The sequence below is a fragment of the Luteimonas panaciterrae genome, assembly GCF_020511115.1.
Lineage (GTDB): Bacteria > Pseudomonadota > Gammaproteobacteria > Xanthomonadales > Xanthomonadaceae > Luteimonas > Luteimonas panaciterrae.
Genome location: NZ_JAJAVH010000007.1, coordinates 555,537 through 576,844 on the forward strand (window position 1 = coordinate 555,537; position 21,308 = coordinate 576,844).

The 21,308-nt window shown below is 65.7% G+C and carries 15 protein-coding genes; 2 read left to right on the forward strand and 13 right to left on the reverse strand.

Translation table 11 applies throughout. From position 1 onward, the window contains the following. Positions 1-2: 2 nt before the first annotated feature. The 11 genes from LG367_RS10520 to LG367_RS10570 all read right to left on the reverse strand — a co-directional run bounded on the left by LG367_RS10520 (position 3) and on the right by LG367_RS10570 (position 15,918). The gene (locus tag LG367_RS10520; RefSeq protein WP_226469182.1) at positions 3-896 is read right to left on the reverse strand and encodes a hypothetical protein; all 894 of its coding nucleotides are present in this window, start codon (positions 894-896) and stop codon (positions 3-5) included. A gap of 11 nt (positions 897-907) precedes the next feature. Continuing rightward, positions 908-2,227: a hypothetical protein gene (locus LG367_RS10525; protein WP_226469183.1), complete on the reverse strand. Its 1,320-nt coding sequence runs from the start codon at positions 2,225-2,227 to the stop codon at positions 908-910. Between the two features lie 18 nt (positions 2,228-2,245). Beyond that, positions 2,246-3,637, reverse strand: coding sequence for a hypothetical protein (locus LG367_RS10530; RefSeq protein ID WP_226469184.1), 1,392 nt, complete (start codon positions 3,635-3,637; stop codon positions 2,246-2,248). A gap of 66 nt (positions 3,638-3,703) precedes the next feature. Continuing rightward, positions 3,704-4,750 carry a hypothetical protein gene (locus tag LG367_RS10535; RefSeq protein WP_226469185.1) on the reverse strand — a complete coding sequence of 349 codons (1,047 nt, stop codon included), beginning with the start codon at positions 4,748-4,750 and terminating at the stop codon, positions 3,704-3,706. A 19-nt stretch (positions 4,751-4,769) separates the two neighbouring features. Further along, the gene (locus LG367_RS10540; RefSeq protein WP_226469186.1) at positions 4,770-6,515 is read right to left on the reverse strand and encodes a hypothetical protein; all 1,746 of its coding nucleotides are present in this window, start codon (positions 6,513-6,515) and stop codon (positions 4,770-4,772) included. 189 nt (positions 6,516-6,704) lie between these two features. Continuing rightward, positions 6,705-8,165, reverse strand: a complete 1,461-nt coding sequence (locus LG367_RS10545; protein WP_226469187.1) for a S8 family peptidase — start codon at positions 8,163-8,165, stop codon at positions 6,705-6,707. Then, the gene (locus tag LG367_RS10550) at positions 8,162-8,965 is read right to left on the reverse strand and encodes a hypothetical protein (RefSeq protein WP_226469188.1); all 804 of its coding nucleotides are present in this window, start codon (positions 8,963-8,965) and stop codon (positions 8,162-8,164) included. Before LG367_RS10550 ends, LG367_RS10545 begins: the two co-directional genes overlap by 4 nt. Then, positions 8,962-9,213, reverse strand: coding sequence for a hypothetical protein (locus tag LG367_RS10555; protein ID WP_226469189.1), 252 nt, complete (start codon positions 9,211-9,213; stop codon positions 8,962-8,964). The genes LG367_RS10550 and LG367_RS10555 overlap by 4 nt, the downstream gene beginning before the upstream one ends. Next, on the reverse strand, positions 9,213-10,199 hold the full coding sequence (locus LG367_RS10560; RefSeq protein WP_226469190.1) for a hypothetical protein: 987 nt from the start codon (positions 10,197-10,199) through the stop codon (positions 9,213-9,215). Before LG367_RS10560 ends, LG367_RS10555 begins: the two co-directional genes overlap by 1 nt. Before the next feature lie 73 nt (positions 10,200-10,272). After that, positions 10,273-15,582, reverse strand: a complete 5,310-nt coding sequence (locus LG367_RS10565) for an N-acetylmuramoyl-L-alanine amidase (protein WP_226469191.1) — start codon at positions 15,580-15,582, stop codon at positions 10,273-10,275. A gap of 9 nt (positions 15,583-15,591) precedes the next feature. Next, on the reverse strand, positions 15,592-15,918 hold the full coding sequence (locus tag LG367_RS10570) for a hypothetical protein (RefSeq protein ID WP_226469192.1): 327 nt from the start codon (positions 15,916-15,918) through the stop codon (positions 15,592-15,594). 107 nt (positions 15,919-16,025) lie between these two features. Here LG367_RS10570 and LG367_RS10575 point away from each other — a divergent pair, with 107 nt between their 5' ends. After that, a complete protein-coding gene (locus tag LG367_RS10575) occupies positions 16,026-16,352 on the forward strand; it encodes a hypothetical protein (protein ID WP_226469193.1) in 327 nt (108 codons plus the stop codon). A gap of 225 nt (positions 16,353-16,577) precedes the next feature. On the opposite strand, the gene LG367_RS10580 is transcribed toward LG367_RS10575, so the two are convergent. Further along, positions 16,578-17,489 carry an AfsR/SARP family transcriptional regulator gene (locus tag LG367_RS10580; protein WP_226469194.1) on the reverse strand — a complete coding sequence of 304 codons (912 nt, stop codon included), beginning with the start codon at positions 17,487-17,489 and terminating at the stop codon, positions 16,578-16,580. A 418-nt stretch (positions 17,490-17,907) separates the two neighbouring features. Here LG367_RS10580 and LG367_RS10585 point away from each other — a divergent pair, with 418 nt between their 5' ends. Beyond that, positions 17,908-18,264, forward strand: coding sequence for a helix-turn-helix domain-containing protein (locus tag LG367_RS10585; protein WP_226469195.1), 357 nt, complete (start codon positions 17,908-17,910; stop codon positions 18,262-18,264). A gap of 99 nt (positions 18,265-18,363) precedes the next feature. Here the strand turns inward: LG367_RS10585 and glnE are convergent, their stop codons facing one another. Beyond that, complete coding sequence (gene glnE, locus LG367_RS10590) at positions 18,364-21,156, reverse strand: bifunctional [glutamate--ammonia ligase]-adenylyl-L-tyrosine phosphorylase/[glutamate--ammonia-ligase] adenylyltransferase (protein WP_226469196.1); 2,793 nt, start codon at positions 21,154-21,156, stop codon at positions 18,364-18,366. Positions 21,157-21,308 lie beyond the last annotated feature (152 nt).

Consider the following 21,308-nt stretch of genomic DNA (forward strand, 5'->3'; position numbering starts at 1 on the left):
ATTCACACCGCGATCGGCAATGCCGGCGTCACGCCCGCGGAGGGCGTCATCGCGGCGGTCGGGCGCGCGCTGAGCCAGCGCTGCGCCGCCGAGATGACCTCGATGTGATCGGCACGGCTGGGATCGAGCTGCGGCAGCATCACCTCGTAATGCCCGGCCAGCCACAGCAGCACGGTCTGTCCGGCGCGTCCGCGATCGACACGATTTTGGATCAGACCGGCGCTACCGCCCTGCACCGCGCCGGCCACCGCCAGCAGCGACCACAGCGAGTTCGCGCCGAAGGCGACCAGCAGCAGCCGATCGCGCAGGAACTTCAGCGCGTCATTGATGTTCTCGACGATATCGTGCGCCGCCATCGACGCCATCGGATCGGTGCGCTGCGCCAGGAATTCGCCCAGCGCCTGCCCGCAGGTTTCCAGCGTGACGCCCTCGCGCATGTCGGCGCCATCGGCCTGGGCGACGATCGCCTCGCAATACGCGGACATCAACCGCTCGAAATGCGGCGCTTCGAACACACGCAGGAAGATCGCATTGCGTTCGTTGACATCGAGCCGTTCGCGGCGGCCGCGCCAGAAGGCGTTGATCTGTTGCGCGGCCGGCCCCAATGGCTGCGTGATCGCGCCACTGGCGAACAGGCCGGCCACGAGTTCCGCCGTCGGCAACAGGCCGGCCGCTTCGAGTTCGCTCGCGAAATACAAGGGGGCCGCCGCCTGCAACTGCGCGCGATCCAGCGCATTCGGTGCGCCGGGCGGCAGATCGATGTCGCCGAGTTCCGCCAGCGACAAGGCATAGGTGTGGCGCGCGAGCGCGGACAGCGAGACCGCCAGCGCCTGCAGCAGCGGCGCATGCTCGCTCCGCGGACGAGTGCGGAATCTCGGCGGCAACACACGGCCCATGGGCGCGCGCCTCAGGCCGGTGCGCCGGCGGCGGCGTTGCCCCCCGCCGCACCGCGCTGGTTGGACGGTGCGTTGGGATCGAACGGCGTGGCGTTGCCCTGGATGCTGGCGATCATGCCGGGCGTGGCCATCTTCTCCAGCGGCAGGTAATCGCTCTTGAAGTTCACGCGCACCTCGCCGGTGAGCTTGGCTTTCATCTCCTGCTTGGATTCCGAGTCCTCGTTGACCGAGGAAGACACCACGGTCTTGTGCGACTGCGTGTTGACGTTGTCGGTGGACACGCCGCCGAACCAGCCGATGCCGGCGCTGGCCTTGGTGCGGTTGCGGTTGGAACTCGATTGGCTGTCGTACAGCGAGGCGCCCGCCTCGCGCTTGGCCTCGTCGGACGCCTTGAAATCGAACACCACCTTGGCATTGATGAGACCGTCGGTGACGACGATGCGGCTGATGCCCAACATCACCATCGAAGCCAACAGTTGCTGACGGCTACGCGCCATCTGCAGTCGCGCGGCCATCACCAGCCGGGTTTCCTGCTCCTCGTCGGAAACATCGGTGATCGGTTCGGCCAGGCCGAACTCCTGGTTGATCTGCGACAGCACACCATCGGGATCATCACCCGACGGGATCAACCGCGGCATCCCGCCATCACCCGCGTTGCTGGTGTCCAGTTCGAACTGGCCCGGATACTTGTCCCTCACGTAGTCGCGCGCGTTGTTGAGGCTGATGTTGTCGGAGGCGAACTGGTCCACGGTCTGCGCCACCGACTTGAGCATCTCGGCATAAGCCTGCATCTGCTGGATGGAGGATTCGACGATCGCCTGGAACACGTTCTTGATCAGCCCGCCGACGAAGGCCGGAAAATCGACCGCGCCAACGAAGTTCTTGAAGTTGGTGGCGCCCTGTTGCACCGACCCCGCGGTGAAATCGCTGCCGGCGAAGGTGCCGATCTTCTCCGATGCCTTGCCCTTGGCCTGATCGACCGGATTCCCGGCCAGCGCACGCGCGGCGGGCGCGTCGTCCGCGTCGCCCAGCGCCTGCGCGGCGGGCAGATCCTTGCGCAGCAGGCCTTGGCCGGGTGTGAGTTCCTGCTTGGCCAGGCCATCCGGATTGGCCATGTAGGAAGCCACGCGCACCATGTTGCGAGCGAGCTCCTGCTGCTCGGCGACCGGCAACTCGCGGAAGCCCGGCGAGGACTCCAGCAGTTGCCGCACCTGCGGGCGCACGGCGCGGAGCGTGTCGTCATCCAGCCACGCGGGTGCGGCCGATGCGGAAGTGTGGCTGGCGACCGCCTGGGCGGCGGCACTTGGCGATTGTCGGGCGGCAGCGTACATGGCGGTCTGCTCTCGGAATCAGGGAGTGGAGGCCGGTGCGGGCGGCGCCCCGGGCGCCGATGCGGCCGGAGCCGAGCCCGGCGCGGGACGATTGGTGGCGAGCGTCTTGACCATGCCGGGCTGCGCGTTCATCTGGATCGCGGCGATCGATTCGGGATTGGCCATCTTCTCCAGCGGCAGATAGTCGCTCTTGAAATTCACTTCCATCGTGCCGGCGAGACTGGCCTTGGTGGTGAGGCTGGCGTCGGCCGTGGTTTGCGTCACCGACGTCATCTGGATCAGCGGCTGCGACACGCTCTTGTAGTCGCCACGCGTGTAGAAACTGGCATCGCGCTTGGCTTCGACCACGGTGCCGTTCGGCAGCCGGTAGATGTTCTGCCCCGGACCGGTGCGGCGGATCTCGCCGCCGGTGACCGATTCTGTGGTGACGGCGGCATCGCCGTAGTCGTACTGCTGCGCGGTCTTGGCGAACTGCATGTTGTCGCGCGCCTGGAAGTCATACATCACCTTCGCCGACAGCTTGCCGTTGGTGACCACGATGCGATTCAAGCCCAGCGTCACCATCGTCGCCAGCAACTGCTGACGGCTGCTGGCGATCTGGGTGCGCGCCGCTGGTACCAGCAGCGCCTCGACGAGTTCATCGTCGAGACGCTCGATGGGCTGATCCAGCGGCAACGTCTGATTGATGCGCGTGATGGCGACGCTCTCGTCGACGCCTTCGCGCACGGTCACGCGGGGTTGCGGCGCGGGCGCCGGTTCGTCGCCGAAGCCGACCGAACCTCCCATGCCGCCAAAATTCGCGAACGGATCGTTGCTGTCCATCGAAATCTGGAACAGATCCGGGAACTGTTCGACCAAATGATCACGGCCCTGGTTCTGCGTGGTGTTCTCGTCGCGGAACTGGCTCAAGCTCTTCGACACGTCGGCAACAAGTTTGGCGTAGGCCTCCATCTGTTCGATCGAACTCTGCACGATCGAATGGAACACGCCGTTGATCAGGCCCGCGCAGAATTCGGGAAAGTTGACCGCCTGCAGCAACGCACCGGCCGCGGCCACGCCTTCACGCGCGCCCTGCGCCTTGAATTCACCGTCCTGACTGACATTGCTGCCGCTTTGCTGGCTGGTGCCGCCGCTTTCGCCGGCCAGTGCGCGCACCTGCGGGCTCTGCTGGTCGGGCCGCAGACGCACGCCGTCGGGTTCGGCCAGATAGCTGCCGATCTGCACCAGCCCCTTCGCCAGCGCCTCGCGCTTATCGGGCGCGAGTTCGTTGAAGGAGCGACTGCGTTCGAGCAGATCGCGCACGGCGCGGCGCGCGGCATCGTGGGTTTCCCGGCTCACCGGCGGCGGCGCCGAGGCGGCGCGCGCCGCGGGCCGCGCCGTCTGGTTGGATCGGGGAAAGATTGCGGACATGGCGGCGCTCCGGGAATGACTTGAATCGACTTTCTTCTGCTCTCCCCTCCGGAGAAGGGAAAGCGGTTACTGCAACGACCGCGCCTCCTCGATCTGCTCGCGCATCTCGAATTCGATCGGACGCACGTACAAGCTGATGCGCGCGGGCGAACTCGGCGTGACACGGATGCTGAGCACGGAGAAATGTCCCTGTTCGCCAGCATCGTCCATGCCGAACGCTTCCAGCCAACGTGACAGCGCGGCCAGCTGGCGCGGACGTTCGGCCAGACCGAGCTTGAGCAGGTCGAGGAAACGCGCTGGCAGATCGGGAATCGCCGCCAGCAGGATCTCCAGCTTCAGCTCGGCGCCGTCCGGTGTCTCGCGCACGCCGATCAGCACGCCACCCGACGGCAATTCGAAACGACCGCCGAGCGCCACGCCGACGATGCGCATCAGACTCGGCAGCTGATGGCCGATCCCAAGACGATTCATCAGTGGCCCCAGCATGTTCACCGCCAGCGCGCCGCGATGCAGGAAGGTGACGCGCTGGCTGCCGGTTTCCTTCTTGCAGCCGATCGAAGTGAAGATCGGCATCAGGTTGGGCATCTCCGCCATGATCATCCGCGTCAATCGCGACAGTCCTGGCGAGAGCGCATCGATCTGCGTGGGCAACAGCTCGTAGTAGATCTTCGTGGCGTACAGCCCATCCTCGTCGAAGGCACTCCCGAACCAGGCGCCGTAGTTCATCCAGCTCAGCCCGCCAAAGCCACGCCACTCCTCGCTGCGCGAATCGAACCAGCGCAACGCATCCCGCCCGAAGATCGGTGAGATCAGCCGCCGCATCTCGCGCGTGGCCTCGTCGCGCCGCGCCACCGGCGAGGCATTGGGACCGAGCGGCTCGATAGTGAAGCGCAGCGTGCCGGGCTCGGCTTCCGAGAACGAAGGTTCGTATGGCACCGCGCCCGGCGTCAGGGCGTTTTGGGTGTAGGAGAGATCATCGTCCGGCAGGTAGAAGGTGCGATCGATCAGGCCGTCGATGTAGGGCAGCGGATCGCGCGTTCCCAGCGCTTGCGCGGCGGAACGCAGCGATCGCTTGACCAGGTTCGAGACGGGTTTTGCATTGCGGTCTGACATGGCCGTTCTCCCTTGTCTCTCACATGCCAGGCAGGCTGATGCCGGCCTGGTCGAGCACGTCGCGCGCCACCTGCGGCATGTCGATCGGCCGGCTGGTGATCACCGGCGACTCGGTCGGCTGCGCGTACTGCTCGATGCTGGCCTCCTGCACGCCGCCGACGGCCAGCCACTGCTCGCAGGCTTGCACCAGATCCCAGTCGGTGGGATCGACGGTCGGCTGGTCGCTGCCGCGCAGTTGCGGGTTGGTCAGTGCATTGACCGAAATCACCTCGCCGTAGCGGTTGCTCAGGCGCTGGGTGTTGTTGGCGATCCAGCGGATGATCACCGCGCCGGAGCGCGCCTGGGTGCGGAACCGGTGCGTATTGCGCGCGCCACCGAGATAATTGGAGTTGACCTGGTCGATCACCTGCCACATGTCGCGCGCCCCGAACGAGCCGCGCACCTCGGAATCGCTGAGCAGATCGCGATATTCCAGGATCATCTGCTGCAGTTCGGTCGCGGCGAAATAGGCGATGCCATAACCGCTGCGCGACAGACTGGCACCGAGATCGCGCGCGGCCTTGCGCACCTGCTCCTGCGAGACCGCCACCGGGATGTTGGTGCGCAGCAAGCGATCGACGCTGAGCTGCCGCCCGAACGAAGACACGGCCGAGACGAAGCGCAACCACAGTTCGTTGAACTCGCGATTGGGCTCGTTGTTGCCGGGATCGCCACCGGGCACACCGAAACAGCGCATGTACAGATCGCGGCGCTCGCCCTCGGTGATGCGCTCGCCGGCCTTCTTGTAGTAGTTGAACAAGTAGTCGCCGGCCTTGCCGCGACCGAGCGGCAGCAAGCCTCCGCGGAACAGCTCGACGATGCGCTCCACCACCTGCGGCAACCGCATCTCCTCCAGCATGTAGGCGAAGTAGATCGCCTGCACCGCGTTGAGGTTCTCGCGGATGATCTCGATGTCGGTGGATTCGTCCAGATCGGGCAGGATGATTTCCAGCGCCGACGGCGGTGCGCCGGCCACGACACCGGTCTGCATGTCGTAGACGTTCTGGATGCGGCTGGAGAGCCAGGAATCGTTGGCGGTGACGCCATCGGCGGCCAGCCTGCGCACGGTCGCGGCGATGTTGCGCATGCTCAGCGCGTACACGGTATCGCCCGGATCCGGATCGTTGTAATCCGCGGGATTCTTGCGGCGCTCCTCCGGATCGTCTTCGTCCGTCAGACATCCGACGATGCTGGGATCGATCAGCTTGGCCTGGATCTGCGACCCCAGCTTGACCGGATAGTTGCGAGAAAGCATGCCGAAAGCAGCATCGAACAACGCCTTGTTCTCGCGGTATTCGCCCTGCGCCACGCTGACACGCTGCACGAATCCCTTGACGCTCGCATCCGTGTAGCCGTCGATTTGCAGGACGCCGCAAATGCCGAGAATCTCCTGCTCGTCTGCTTTCAGCTCGGACTCCGCGACCTGACGCTGCGATCCCACCAGGCCATACTCGTGGATGTTCTCGCGGTTCTTCTCCAGCTCTTCCCAGCTCTTCTTCTGCTGTGTCGCCGCGACCACGCGATAGAACGGATCGATCACCGTATCGCTCGACAAGAGCTTCTTGATCTTCTCGAGCTCGTCGATCTGGCTCGGCGTGAGTCCGCCGCTGGTGGAAGCGGTACCGGCGATGGTTTCCAGCACCTGGCGACGGGCGCGCAGTTCCTGTCGCTTCTTGAACTCGCGCTCGCCCAGGTCGATCGAAAGGATGCGGGTGATCTGGTACATGGCATTTGCTCTCTTGGAAGTGGTGTCGGTGGCGGATGCAGCGGCGACTGGCGCCGACTTACTCTTCGCAGAGCCCGCGGCAATATGTGCAGCTGCCGCGGCGCCCGCCTTTTTTCTGGGCTTGGTGGAACTCTTCTTCTTCGCCATCGGAATCTCCTCGGCAGCTGTGTTGGCTCGCGCGCACGTGCGTCATGCCGCAACGAGCGCGGGTGGAACATCGTCGGAAACAACATCGGATTCGTCTTCGCCCTCGGCGCGGATCTGCGCATCGATGTACGCGTCCAGCGCCCGCAGCGCCGCGGCCGCGTCGACCACGCCGCGACCGCAACCGGTCACGCCCGCGTTCGCGAAGGGACGCGCACTGTCGATCAGCAGCTGTCGCGCCAGCGCGCTGTCGATCGGCCAGGCCCGGCGCGCCGCATGCGATGCCAACAACGCACAGACAGCACTGACGAACGGCGCGGCGAAACTGGTGCCCGTGGCGCTCTGGTAGCCGTCGAGCGCGCAGGTGCGAATGTCCCGGCCGGGTGCGCACAGCGCGACGTGGTCGCCGCGCGTGCTGAATCCAGTCGGGCGCAGCTGTTCGTCGACCGCGCCGACCGCGATCACGTCCTCGTGCGCGGCCGGATAGAACTTTTCCTCCAGCCCCGAATTTCCGCTCGCCGCCACCAGGATCACGCCGCGCGCCAGCGCGTAGCGCACGATCTCCTCATGCGGCCGCGGCGCATCGGCGAGCAGGGCCGATTCCGGCGTGCCGAAGCTCATGTTGATCACCTTCACGTCGAGATCGATCAGCCGCTTCATGCCGGCGTCAATGTTGTCGAGGGCGCCGATGCCGACGCGCTTGTCGTTGGGGCCGAGTGCGGCGCCGAGCACCCGCACCGGGGTCAGGCCGCAAGCGCCAGCACCACCGGAAGGAATGTCGCGGCCCCGCGCCACCAGGATGCCGGCACAGCCGCTGCCGTGACCGACTTCGTCCTGCGGGCGTTCGCCGCGATGGCGGAAATCGCCCACGAGCGTGAGGCCGCCAACCGCTTCCGGATCGAGATCGACGCTGTCGAAGCCGGCGCGGATGCGGCCGGTCAATTCGGCATGCTCGAGCGCCGCGCCTGTGTCGGCGAGGCCGATCACGATCGCGGGATCTCCGCCTTCCAGTTGCAGCGCCTGCGGCAGGCGGATCGCGTCGCGTGCCCATGACTGCGCCGGAACTTCGTTCGACGTCGGCCGCTCGCGCCGGTCCAGCGGCACACGCGACAGATAGTCGGCACTCACGCGCTCGACCATCGGCAGTTCCGCCAGCGCCTGCAGCAGGGCTGGCATCCCTTCGTTTTCGTACGTCTCGAAATCCCGCACTTCGATGCGCAGCACGCGCGCGACTCCGCTGATCTGTTCTACATCGTCGAAGCGGTGCGCACCGATCGCCTTGCTTTGCGCGCGGCGCTTGCGCGCGCTGTGCAGGCGCGCGACGCGGAAGGCGCCGCCGTGATGACGCAGCAACCGATCGATCACGCCGCGATCGACGTATTCGGCCAAGGGCGTTCCATAACCATGCACGGCACGCAGGCCGGGCAGATGCTCGGGGACTTCGCCCAGCTTCAGCGTCAGCAGCAGGCGGCGCGGCACGCGGGCGGCGAACGAGCGCGCGTTCATGGCGTGCCCCCTGGCTGCGCGGCGTGCGTCGAGGACGCATTCCACCGGCCGATCCGGCCTTCGCTCAACTCCACGTGCGCGACCTCGCCGTCGCCGAAATCCACTTCGGCCTCGCAACCGAGCTGCATCGCCAGCGGCGCCAGCACGATCTGTCCGTCCTCGGCCGCGACCACGGGCACGGCCTGCCCCGCCGCGCGGATCAACGGCAGTCGACCGATGCGCAGACCCGGTGCGTTCAGATGCACGCGCTGCGGCACATCGCCACCATTGCGCTCGACGCGGGTGACACGCGGCGCCGCGGCTTTCATCAAGGCCTGCTGCAGGCGGTTGACCGGCATGCGTGACAGCCGCGCGATCACGTCGGCGCCCGCGGTGTTCTTCAACTCATTGAGCTGATCGACGGTGCGCACGCCGATGCGTTCCAGACGGCGCTGATCGTCGTCCGAGATCTGATCGCCCAGCGCCTCGCGCAGGCTGAACTTCGGATCTTCCGCCTGGTAGTTGACCGCGTTCTCCTCGATCATCGGCTTGGTGATCGTGGTCAACGCCAGCTTGATCGTGCTGGCCTCGGTTTCACCGGGGCCGGCGGGACGCAGGTAGACGTCGTCCTCGATCAACTGCACGAAGGCGCGGATGTCGAGCGAGACGTCCTTCACGGCGAAGGTCAGCGGCATCTTTCCGACGCGCGCCTTGATCGCCATCGCGGCCTGCGCCTTGTCGAGCTGCTCGGTCAAGGCCTGGATGAACAGGTCGAAGGGCACACCGGCGTCTTGCAGCAGCGAAGGCATCTGCGCGCTCATGGTTGGCCTCCGCCCGCGTTGCCACTACTCCAGCCGATCCGCAATTTCGAAGGTGACGCGAACCAATCATTGATCTCACGACTGCGAGGCACGTCGGCCAGCAGCCGGCAGCCGCCGTCGCGCAACACGGGGCGCAACTCCAGCGGCAGCGTCATCTCGACATCGGAGAGCTGCACGCCGCCGCGCGCCTCCACCGCCAGCAGGCCGTCGTGCAGTTCGCTCAGCAGTTGCGAGAGTTCACGCAGCATCACGCGCCTCCTTCACTGGGCGTCGGCGCGGGTGTCGGCGCCAGTGTTCCGGGAGTGGGTGGTGTCACCGGCGCGACGGCGCGCATGGCCGGTGCCTGCCGCTGCACGAGCGCGATCTTCGCCGCATCGGCCAGGCGATCCAGCGGCAGCGTCTCGCTGACGAAATTGAGCTTGACCTCGCCGAACAGGTCGGCGCGGACATTGGATTCGTTCTGCGCGTTGACGGCGACCGTCGACACCATGGTCGAACTCTGGCCCGCGTAGCTCATCGCGCCACGTTCGCCCCAGTTGTTGACCTGCTGCGGATCGCTGCTGGTGGCATAGCTCACCTTGGCCGCGTCGGTAGCGGCGGCGCGGAACATCACCTTGCTGGTGATGCTGCCGTCGCGCACGACCACGCGCTGCATGCCGAGCAACACCATCGCCGCGAGCAACTGCTGGCGCTCACCACCGACCTTCAACCGCACCTGCGGCAGCACGGTCTGTTCGAGCAGTTCCGTGCTCAGCTCCTCGCCTTCCTCGACACCGTAGTCACTCAACCACGACGGCGCCAAGCCTTCCTTGCGCGGCGCCAGTTCCGGTTCGGTGCGCGCGGCACCATCCGGCAACAACAGTTGCAGATCGCCGGGATAGCGGGTCGCCAGCCAATCGCGGGCCTGGTTCGGGGTGACGTTTTCCTCGGTGAACTGGTCCACCGTCTTCGCCACCGCCGCCACCATGCTGGAGTAGCTCTCCATCTGCCGGATCGAGGCATCGACGATCGCATCGAAGGTGCCGTGCACCAGTTGCGCAACGAAACCGGTGAAGTCGATCTCATTGACCATCGCGCCGGCACGGCGCGCGATGGTTTCGGTCGCCTGCGGTTTGGTGTTCGTCACCGGCGCTGCAGCGGCGGGCGCCGCATCGCCTTCCGCCAGCGCGCGCGAGGGCGTGCGCCCGTTGCGTGGGGGGAAGATGGCGCTGCGTGAGCGTGGCAGGTTGGCCATGGCGTCTGTCCGTCGGCTTCGGCGTCAATCAGATCAACTCATCGGTTCCGGCACTCGTCAGGTCCGGCATTCATCAGGTTTGCTCCCAACGGCCGTCGTCGCTGTAGGTGCCGTCGCCGAACAGGTGGAAGTCGCGGATCGCGATCTTGTCGCCCTTCACCGCGTGGGTGAAACGGAACTCGAAGCGAACCCGCAACGCCGCGAAGGTCGGGTTGTCGCGCGGATAAACGATGTTGTCATCCATGATCTTGGCCTTCACCGACAAGCCCCAGCCGACCGCGTCGTTGGTGGCGATGTTGCTGATCATCACGTTGCCGACCGACTTGCCGTTGTACTGCCAGTTGATCTCGAAACCGGCGCTGATCTCGTCGGTGACCAGGAATCCCACCTCGACCATCGGCCAGTCGGTGAAGCGGATGGGCTGACCGTCCTGCGCCGCCGGCATCGGGCTCGGCGCGACATCGTTGGGATGCTTGTAGCCGCGCAGCTGGTCGAGCTCCCAATGCACGTCGCCGTCGTTGTTGACGACACGCTCCATCACCGCGCCGATGATCGCCGAGGCGATCTCCACGGTGGCGCCGCCGTCGAGGGCGCGCGTGCGCGCGGCGCTCAACTCGCGTACCACCGGTGCCGGCGGTGGCGGGAGGCGGAACTGCTCGGGATCGTCCGGCTCGGCATCGAGCGCGCGCGTCCCGCGCACCGCCGCGCCGCGGCGACCGAGCGACTGCGCGATCGCCGTCTGCGCCGGCAACTGCATGACGCGCCAATTGCCGTTGCCAGGCCCGGCGATCTCGGAAAAGTCAGTCGCGAATTCGTCGAACGTCACCCAGTTGTCGCACCCGTTGTTGGGCACGTTGAAGGCGACAGGATCGTTGTCGAAAGCGACGTTGATGTCCCAAGGATTGAGGATGTGCAGCCGCGCCGACGCCGGATCGTTGAGATCGCCGCGGATGCCGGCCACCACCACCGAGTGCGGCTCGCCGAGCACCATCGTCCACAGCGGTCCGTGCGCGGTGAGCCAATCGGCCCATTGCCGCGGCGCGAGATAGCGGCCGCCGTCGGCCGGCGCCGCCACCGCGACGAATCCGTAGCGCGTGCAGATCGCATCCAGCAAGGCCTGGCTGTAGCGGTTGTCGGCACTGCTGGGAGACAGCAGCGTCGAGATCTCGCGCGCCAGCGCCTGTGGCGACATCGCCTCCGGAAGCGTGGCGCCCTTCGGCTGCCGGTAAGAGAACAGCATCGCCATCGATGCCGCCCAGCTGGTGTTCTTGTCCGGCTGCGGAATCAAGGTCGCCGGATAATCCGGAAGCACTTCGCTGGACACGGCAGAGAACGCACGGGTCCGCACGGACTGCGCCTGCGACATGTGTCCGCCGCTTTGTCCGGTCACCCCGAGCGGGCGCGATGGAATCGATTGCCCCGGCGCCCTCACACCGAGCGACTGCGACGACGCCGACTGATTGCCGCCGTACAGGATGCGCACCACTTCCGGATGGAAGCGTTCGCTGAAAGGTTCGAGCACGGTGGCCGAACCACCGTTGTTGTTGATCCATTCGGCCACCTTGGCCTGGAAGCTTCTCCACAGATGATCGGCGGCGAAGAAGCCTACCGATGATCCCGGGCCTCCCGTCCAGCGGTCGGCGCCACGGGTATAGAACACCGATGCGCCACCTTCACTGCGCACGCCGAATTCGCGATGGCCGCTGACCGGATGCTCGCCCGACCACGGCGCGTTGACCGTGGTGAAGCGCCAGCGGTTGCTTTCGACCAGACTGCCGACCACCGAAGCATTGTCCGGGCCGGCGATGTCGATCTTGAACACCGCGCCGACCGGCGAGGCGGAACTCCAGGTGACATCGTCCACGCCCGCGTCGTAAGGGATGAACTCGCTGTTGTCCGTGTCGACGAAAGCGTTGAGGTTGAGGCGGATGTGATTCAGGAGAGCGGTATCGCTCCAGCCGGACGGCAATTGATCGCAGCGCACTTCATAGCGGTCGAGATTGAGCTCGCCATAGGCATCCTGGATGCGCTGCACGTGCATGCTGCGCGCGGAAAGCGCGGAATCGATCGAACCCGGCACCGTCCAGTTGAACAGATCGGCCCATTGCGGCGCGTAACGCTGTGCCTGATCGACGTCGTCGGCGGTGATGATCATCGCGCGCGCCGTCGCGCCCAGGCTGCGCGCCGATCCTGAAGTGCGGCGCGTGACCAGTCGCGATACCGGCAGATTGCGGTTGGCACTGAGCGCGAATGTGGCGGCGCGGCCTTCGATCCAGCCGATCTTCGTCGGTGTGATGAAGCAGCCGCGATTCAACCCCTGTGCCGCCGGCTGCCCGCTGACGTGCACGCCGCAGATCTTCGCCTGCAGGCTGCCGCCCGAGCCGGTGAGCGTATACACCGGTGATCCGCTGGCGCCGGCCAGCGACAGGATCGGATAGTCGATGGTGTCGGGCGTCGGTGCCGCGCTGACGTAGCCGCCGTGCAGATGTTGCTTGTCACCGTCGATGGCGTCGGTCAGTCCTGGCACGGCATGCGATTGCGCCGAATAGCCACAGATCGCGACCGGCAGTTGCGTCGAGGGGGTGGCATTGAGGAACTGGAAGTACTGACCGCCCGGCGCGGCGATCGGCACGCCGTCGATCACGGCCAGATCGTTGTCCCAGTCGCCGTCGCCGCTGTAGCGTGGCGCCACCCGCCAGGACGAGGCATTGACCGTGCATTCGCCGAAGGGCTTGTCGCTGCTGCCGTTACGTCCCGGAATGATGTTGCAGGTGCTCATCCCGCTCAGGTTGTGGGCGCAGGTGAGAATGCGATTGGGACCGATGTAGAAGCCGGTGCCGCTGTACTGCGCACCGTCGGGCGCGGTCATGTTGAGCTGGCAGATCGCCGCATGCGGGAAGCTGTTCGTGCTGGAGACGCCGACGAACCATTCCTCCTTCGCCAGGCTGAAGGCATCTTGCGTGCATTGCAGGGCGGTCGACGGATTGCTCGGGTCGTAATACGGCGTGATGATCTCCTGCGCGCGCGCATAGGCACCGCGCGCGGGCATGCCCAGGCTGCGCGTCTGCGCACGCGGGCGACGCAGAGACAAGCCTTGCGCGGGCGCTGCGCCAGCTAACGCCGCGACTTCCTGCTGCACGCAGCCCATGTAGTAATCCCAATCCCAGTACGAGGTCGGGCACTCGTGGTTGTCGCGCGGCGAAATCTCGATATGGCCGAGGATGTGTTCGCGATCGGCCGGAATTCCGTGCTGCTGACATAGCCAGGCCACCAGTCGCGCCGAGGCCTGGTATTGCGCTTCGGTCGGTGGCAGATCGCGCCGATTGTGGCGCGAGGGTTTGTTGGCATTGTGCTCAATGCCAATGCTGCGCGAATTGGCCGAGCTGGCGTGCCAGGCCGTGTCGGCATCGCGCACCATCTGCACCACTTCACCGTCGCGGCCGACGATGTAGTGCGAACTGACACGGGCACTTGGATTCTGGAACCATTCGATGGTGCCGCCAATGCCCGGACCACCGGCCGTGATATGGATCACGATGCGATCCAATGCACGATCGCGGCGGCGTCCCGTCGTGAAGCTATGCGCGGGAACGAAGCGGCTGGCGCCGGGATAGTCCGGCGCCGGCACATCGAGCGCGCGAACGCGGCTGCGCCCACGCGACTGCAATGCTTGCGGTGTCGAGAAGGTGGGATCGTCCGATGACGCATCCGCGGATGGATCGAACTGCTCGACGGGTTCGTCGGCGGTGATGCCCATCGTGTCCGGATCGACGCCATCGGTGCCGGCCGTCTCCTCGAGGCCGCGCGCGACGCCCAACGAGAAGGTCAGGCTCTGCGACCACTCGGCCGCCACCTGGCGAATCCAGGCCAGCTTGCCGGCCGTGATGCGGCAGCCGAGATTGGTGGTGTCCGAATGCGCGGCCACATGCACGCCCACCATGTGCGCGCGCGGCGAGGCGCCGCTTTCGAGCCAATACACCGGCGAACCGCTGGTGCCGCCGAGCGTCTGCAGGTCGTAGTCGAAGGTCTCGTCGGTGGGCAGGCTGCGGATGTAACCACCCATCATGTGCTGCTTGTTGGGATCGATGGTCTCGTTGACGAAGTGCTCGATCAGGTCGTTGGCGTACCAGCGCGCCGCATAGCCGCTGACCACCACGCCTTCCGGCCGCGATTGCGTCAACTCCTCGACGAGATCGAAGTAGTTCGGCGATGCGTTGCCTTCCGGTACGCAGATCAACGCCATGTCGAAATCGCTGTTGCCGCTGTAGGACGGATGCTTGCGGAACTGCGTGGCCCGGAATCGTCCGAACGGCTCGTTCCCGCTGCCGGTGCCGCCGCCGTTCTTGCCCGGCACGATGATCAGCTCGCTCTGGCCGTCGACCACATGGGCCGCGGTCAGCAGCAGGCGCGGCGCGATGAAGAACGCGCTGCCGTGCAGGCCGCCTTCCTCGCTGCCGTCCACGGCGCGCACCTGGCAGATCGCCGAGTGCGGCGGCACCGTGGTGTCGTCGACGCCCAGATACCATCTCGCGCTTTCGATGAAGAAGCTGATCTGCGTGGTCAGCGCATCGATCAAATTGCTCGGCCGGTAGTACGAAGACACCAGCAAGGGCTTTGCATATGCCGACTGACGCGCGCGCGGCGCGGACACCGAGAGCGCGCGTCCATAACCATTGCGATAGGACTGCGCGGCGGCAGGTGCCGCGGGAGCGCCGCCATTGACCGGCGCGGGTGCCACCGTCGTGGCGGGCGCGGCGGCCGTGGGCGCGGGTGCGTCATGGGCTTCCTCGTTCCACAGCTCGTCGGAATAACCGTCGCTGTAGGGAGCCTGCGTTTGCGTCGCGCCATTCCCGCCGTTGACAGGCCGCGTCGCCACGGCGCCGTTGCCGTTGGTCGTGGGCGTGGTGCTCGCGCCGCCATTCGTGACCAGCGTGTCTCCGCCCCAAGCCAGGCTGTCACCGTTGCCGCCGCCGTAACCATTGCCGCGATCCAGTCGCGTGGTCCGGCGCAAACCGCGCTCGGTGAGCCCCGAGAGATTGACGTACATATTGCCGCGATCGGGCACCCTCACCGCCACCGGACGACTGCGGTCGCCTTCCTGGTATGTCGCCAGGCCGAAATACAGACGCGGCTGACCGACGAAGCGCGCCACCACGCTCGGCGGCACCAGATACACCGCCTCCCCCCTGCGACTACTGCCCGCGCTGAGCAGGCGCGTGGTGTAGAAGTTGCGGGTATTGCGTCGCGCGCGATTCTCCGAGGACAACAGTTCCGGTTCGGTGGCTAGCCCGATTTCGAACAAGGGCGACTCGGTGCGGACGGTGAAACCGAGCACGCTGAAACGATCATCGATCGAGGCTCGGTTGGCACGAATGAGGGCCATGGCGGTCTCCTAGCGGCGCTTGCGGGCGCTGTTGGCAGAGGAATTGGACGAAAGCGGCGACGGAACCGCGAACTCGACGGCATCACCCATCTCGGCATCGGTTTCGATGACCGAAGAGATGCGCTCCCAAAAACGCTGCTGGGCGTCGATGCCGATGTCGTGCAGATGGGGCTTCATGAATTCGAGCACTGCTTCCAGATGGCGGAAGAACACGCGCTGTCCCGACTGCACGTGCTCGACCGAGCCGCGCCACTCGCACGACGCGCTATCGGCATCACCACGCTCGCACCAAACCCGGACGATGAAGGCGGCGGTGCGGTCCTCGAGCAGTGCCATGGCGGCGGGGTCCGTCGATTCGACATGGGTCGAGGGTGCTCTTGGGGCATCACGGGGGGATCACCCGGGGATCACGGGGTGATCACTTGGGTTAGGGAGTTGGTGATATGGATGTGATGCCTTTGAATTTTGTGAGCGGTGTCTCTTACAAGCAAAAGCGTTTCGTCCGCTACGCGGCCGAGTTCATTTCTTTTGGTAAGCCCCAAAAGAAACGAACCAAAGAAAAACGCTTTTCTCGACACAGCAATCCCAACGCGGGAAGTACCCCAGGATTTTCCGACTCGCCATCCTTGGCTCGGTCGGAAAACGGCGGGCATCCTGCCCGCCGCCCTTCGGGTCTAGAGGCGAGGTCGGCTCGCAAAGTTCTCAGCAAAAACACAAGAGCAAAAGCCTTGTTCGGCTTTGCTTCGTCTTTCGCTTCTAAAAAAGTTTGAACGCCCTGACAGTCGGAGACCCGGAGGGCGGCGCACAGGGATGTGCGCCGTTTTTCGACCGAGCCAGGATGGCGAGTCGAAAAATCCCGATAGCAACGAAACTCTGGGGCTGCTTCGTCGGGGAAAGCGTTTTTCTTTGGTTCGTTTCTTTTGACGCTTATCAAAAGAAATGAACTCGGCCGCGTAGCGGACGAAATGCTTTTGCTTCTTAAGCAAACCCCAAACCTAAACCAAAAACCGCAAACTCAACTGCAACTGCTCATCAGCATGCGCAAGATACCCCCGCGCAGAATCAATCATCTGCCGCGCCCCACTCTCCCCAGCCCCAATTCCAGGCACGGGCATAGGCATAGACACAACAGACTCAACAGAACCCCCAATCGCACTATCCGCAATCTTCTGATACAGCGCCATCGTCTCCCGCATCGGCTGAATCGCCAGCTCCCGCCGCAGCAACTCGCGACAATGCTCGAACTGCCGCAACGCCTGTGCACGCTGTCCATTGAGCACGAACAGCTGCATCAACTCCCGATGCACGTCCTCGCGCAACGCATCGTGGTCAAGAATTGCCTGCGCATGACGAATGCCCTCGGCGTATTGTCGGCGGATCGTCGCGATCTGGATAAGCCGCCCCAGCGCGTTCAGATAATCGCGGCGGTACTTCTCGCGCTCGCGCAGCGCCCAGTCGTCGGTCATGTCCATCAGGATGTCGGACTTGTACAGGGCCACACCGTGCTCAAGCCCCGCGATGTCCTCATCGGTCAATCGCTCCGGCGGCTTGGACAGGCCGGACGCGATGGCATGCTGGAATTCCTCGACATCCAGCCACAGCTGCGCCGATCCGTTCAGACCGATCGCGCCCCTGCGGTCGCAGACGATCACATCACCGTGCTTGTGCGGCGGCGGCTCGATCAGCCGGCGCAGGCGCCAGAGCGCCGTGTTGAACGATCCCGGCGTGCTCGCGCCGGAACGTTCGGGCCACAGGCTGCCGAGCAAGTCCGAACGGCTGAAGTAGCAGCCACGGCCGAGCGCCAGGTAGGCCAGCAGGCTCGCGCTGCGGCCGGCGACGGCCAGCTGCTGGCGTTCGTCGTCGCCAGCCGCCACCGTCAGGGATCCGAACAGCCAGATCTTGATCATTCCCGTCGTCCATCCGTTTCGCCAGCGGGTGGTCGAGAAAGCGTTCCCCGGGTCGATGTCCGTTCGCCCGAGGCGAACCGTGACGGACCTCACCTTTCTTTCTCCGCCGACGCTTCCGGACCCCGCGCCGGGCCTTCGCCCTCCCCTCGCGGACCCGACGGACTCGTGACGGCGGCATCGCGCCGCCGAGACGGATGCCCTGAAAAGCGCTTTCTTTCTCGCATAACCTCCCCGCCGAGAGAAGAGGTCTGCTTCCGATGTCAGGTGTAAGCTCTGCTTTCCGTTAGTGTTGTTGATGGCCTTGGTCGATGGGGAGACCGGCCAGGGCAAGCAAAACGAAACAATCGCGAGCAAGAATCGCTGTCTGTTAAGGCGCGGGGAGCGCGCCGCAGACAGCCGCTACCGGGAGAGAACGCAGATGAGTACCTTGTCCGTTCGCGTCAGGAAGGCGCGATCGCTGGTACGTCTTTCGCAGGCCGAACTGGCGAGACGTATCGGCGTGAAGCGCAGCGCTGTCACGCAGTGGGAGAATCCGGAGGGCACCACGCCGAGCGTGGATCATTTGATCCAGATCGCGCTGCTCACCAGCACCAATTTCGAATGGCTGGCGACCGGACGCGGCCCCAGCTGCAGCGAAGTGGCGGAGCCGGCGTCCGTGATCGTCGACGACTACGCCCGCGACGAATACGAAAGCCGGATGCTGACGCAGCTGCGCCTAATGCCGATGATGAAACGCAGGATGGCGCTCGACATCATCGGCGTGCTGGCACGGTAGAGCTTCGATCGGGACGGCTGCCATCGTCATTCCCGCACCGAAGCGCGCCGTCAGCGCGCTGAGACGGGAATGACGGATTCCTGCATCCGAGTTCAAAAACTAGAATTCAAGCCGCGCCATGCGCGCGGCATCGTCGACGCTAGCCCGCGCAGCGTCGATCGCGTCGCTTCCGCTCACGAAGCGGCGCCGCCGGTCCAGCGTGCACTCCAGCCCCGCCGCCAGCATCACCGCATGCGCGGAGAGCAGCGCTTCCTGCGTCGCGTCGTCGAGGATGCCCGCTGCATGCGCCGCCACGATCAACTCCGGCGTATCACGCGGCACCAGCAGCGCCGGCAATCCAGCGGCATCGCGCAACACGAGGTACTGCAGCAGAAACTCCAGATCGACGAGTCCGCCCTTGCCCTGCTTGAGATCGAAACCGGCGGCGTTGCTGCGATCCAGCTCCGCGCGCATCTTCCGGCGCATGTTGATCACATCCTCGCGCAACTTGTCGGCATCACGATCACGGCCCAATGTTTCGCTGCGGATGCGTTCGAAATCCTCGCGCAAACCGACATCCCCGGCAACGGTACGCGCGCGCACGAGCGCCTGATGCTCCCAGGTCCAGGCGCGGTTGCGCTGATAATCCGAATAACTGGCCAGACTCGACACCAGCAAGCCTTTCCCGCCATCCGGACGCAGGCGCACGTCGATGTCGTAAAGGCGTCCAGCCGCAGTCACGGTACCGAGCAGGGCGACGATCTTCTGCGCCAGACGCGCGAACCAGCGCGGCGCGTCCAGCGAACGCGCGCCGTCGGAATGCGCATCGGCCGCGGCATCGTAGAGGAAGACGAGATCGAGATCGGAACCGAAACCGAGTTCCTCGCCGCCGAGACTGCCGTAGCCAACGATGGCGAAACGTGCGCCGGGAATATCACCGTGCGCGGCGTGCAGTTCGCGTCGCGCGAGCGCGAGCGCGACACTGAGGACCGCGTCGGCCAGCCATGCCAGTTGACGCGCGCTATCTTGCGCACGCTGGCGGCCGTCCAGGGTCGCCAGCGCGATGCGGAAACTGAGCGCCTGACGGGTTTCGTTGAGCGCCATCAGCGCGGTTTCGGTGTCGTCATGCTGCAAGGCCGTCTCGCACGCGCGCGCGAGATCGTCGCGCTCCGGCAATGGACCGGCCACGCGCGCGTCGAGCAACTCGTCCAGCAACAGCGGCAGCGTCGCCAGCCGTTCGGCGAGAAGCGCGCTGCGGATCACCGCGTCCACCAGACGGGCCAGCGCCGCCGGCTGCTCGTCGAGCAGCGCCAGATAGCTCGCGCGACGCAGGATGTTGTGCAGCAAGGCCAGCAGGCGTTGCAGCGCCAGGCCGGGATCGTTCGCGGTGCCCGCGGCTTTGACCAGCTGCGGCAGCACGCGATCCAGCCGCGCGCGCGCAGCATCGGACAGCTCACGCACGCCGGAGGTACGCGCGAAGTCGCGCAGCATCGCGTCGGCGGCGCCGGCTTCGGCGTAACCCGCGGCAACCAGTGCCTGCGAATCACCGCCTTCGGGCAGCGCGAGCCAGTAATCCGTGAGATCGCTTTCGGTCGTCGCGTCGCTGACCGCTTGCCTGCGTCGCGGCGCCAGCAGCGCCTCGAACTCGGCCGCCACTCGCGCACGTCGCGCATCCAGTGCCGCATGCAGCGCTTTCCAGTCCGGATAGCCAAGCCCGCTCGCAATCCGCATCCGGTCAAGATCGTCGTCGGGCAGCGAATGCGTCTGCGCATCCCGCAACATCTGCAAGCGATTTTCGAGCCGGCGCAGGTAGATGTAATCCTCGACCAGTGCGTCGTGGGTGTCCGTCGAGATCTGATGCGCGTCCCGCAGCGCGCGCAAGGCCGGCAGCAACCGGCGCTCACGCAGGGCCGCGTCGCGACCGCCGTGGATGAGCTGTAGTGCCTGTGCGAGGAATTCGATCTCGCGAATGCCGCCTGCGCCCCGCTTGATGTCGTCTTCCAGTTCCTTGCGCGCCACTTCCGCCGCGATCGCCGCCTTCATCGCGCGCAGGCCGTCGAGCGCGCCGAAATCGAGATAGCGGCGGTAGACGAACGGTCGCAGCGCTTCGAGGAACGCCTCTCCGGCTTCGAGATCGCCAGCCACCGGCCGCGCCTTCTGCCAGGCGTAGCGCTCCCAATCGCGTCCTTCGCGCTGGAAATACTGCTCCATCGCGGCGAACGACAACGCCACGCGCCCGGCATTGCCGAACGGCCGCAGACGCAGATCGACGCGATGACAGAAACCATCGGCTGTCTTCTCGTCGAGCAGCTTCGCCAATTGCTGTCCGATGCGGGCGAAATACGCTTCCGCCGCGAGCGGACGCGCGCCATCGCTCTCACCTTCCTCCGCGTAGGCGTAAACCAGATCGATGTCGGAACTGAAATTCAATTCGCCGCCGCCGAGCTTGCCGAGCCCGAACACGACCAGTCGCTGCGCACGGCCATCGCTTGCGCGCACATGGCCATGACGTTGCGCGAATTCCTGTTCGATCGCGGCGAGCGCCGTCTGCAGGCAGACTTCCGCCAGGCGCGTGCTACCCGCGAGCGTGGCCTCGACCGTGTCGTGGCCGAGCACGTCGCGCCAGATCAGCCGTACCGATTCGTTCTGGCGATAGCGCCGCAGCAGCGCGGGCCAATCTCCGCGATTGTCGGCATCGAGCACCGGTGGCGGTGATGCCTGCGCGCCGTCGTCGGCGGCCAGGCGTTCGAGCAGTTCGGGCCGTTTGGCCAACACGCCCGCCGCGAAGTCGCTGGCGATGACGACGCGCCGCAGCTTGTCCGCGAGCGCGGAATCCTTGCCGACATCCACCAGTGGCGCGGCGGCACGCTGCACCAGGGCATCCAACGAAGCGGGGAGGTTATGTTCGTTCACCCCGCGATTGTGGCATCGCCACGCGCCGCCCGGATCGCTTGGAAACCCCTGAGCACCGTATTAACATGCCGTGGCGGAGCCGCCTCGCCGCTGCTTCGAACTCCTCTTTCCGTCGCCAGCACGCCGGCCCTGCCGCATCGCCAGCTTACGCA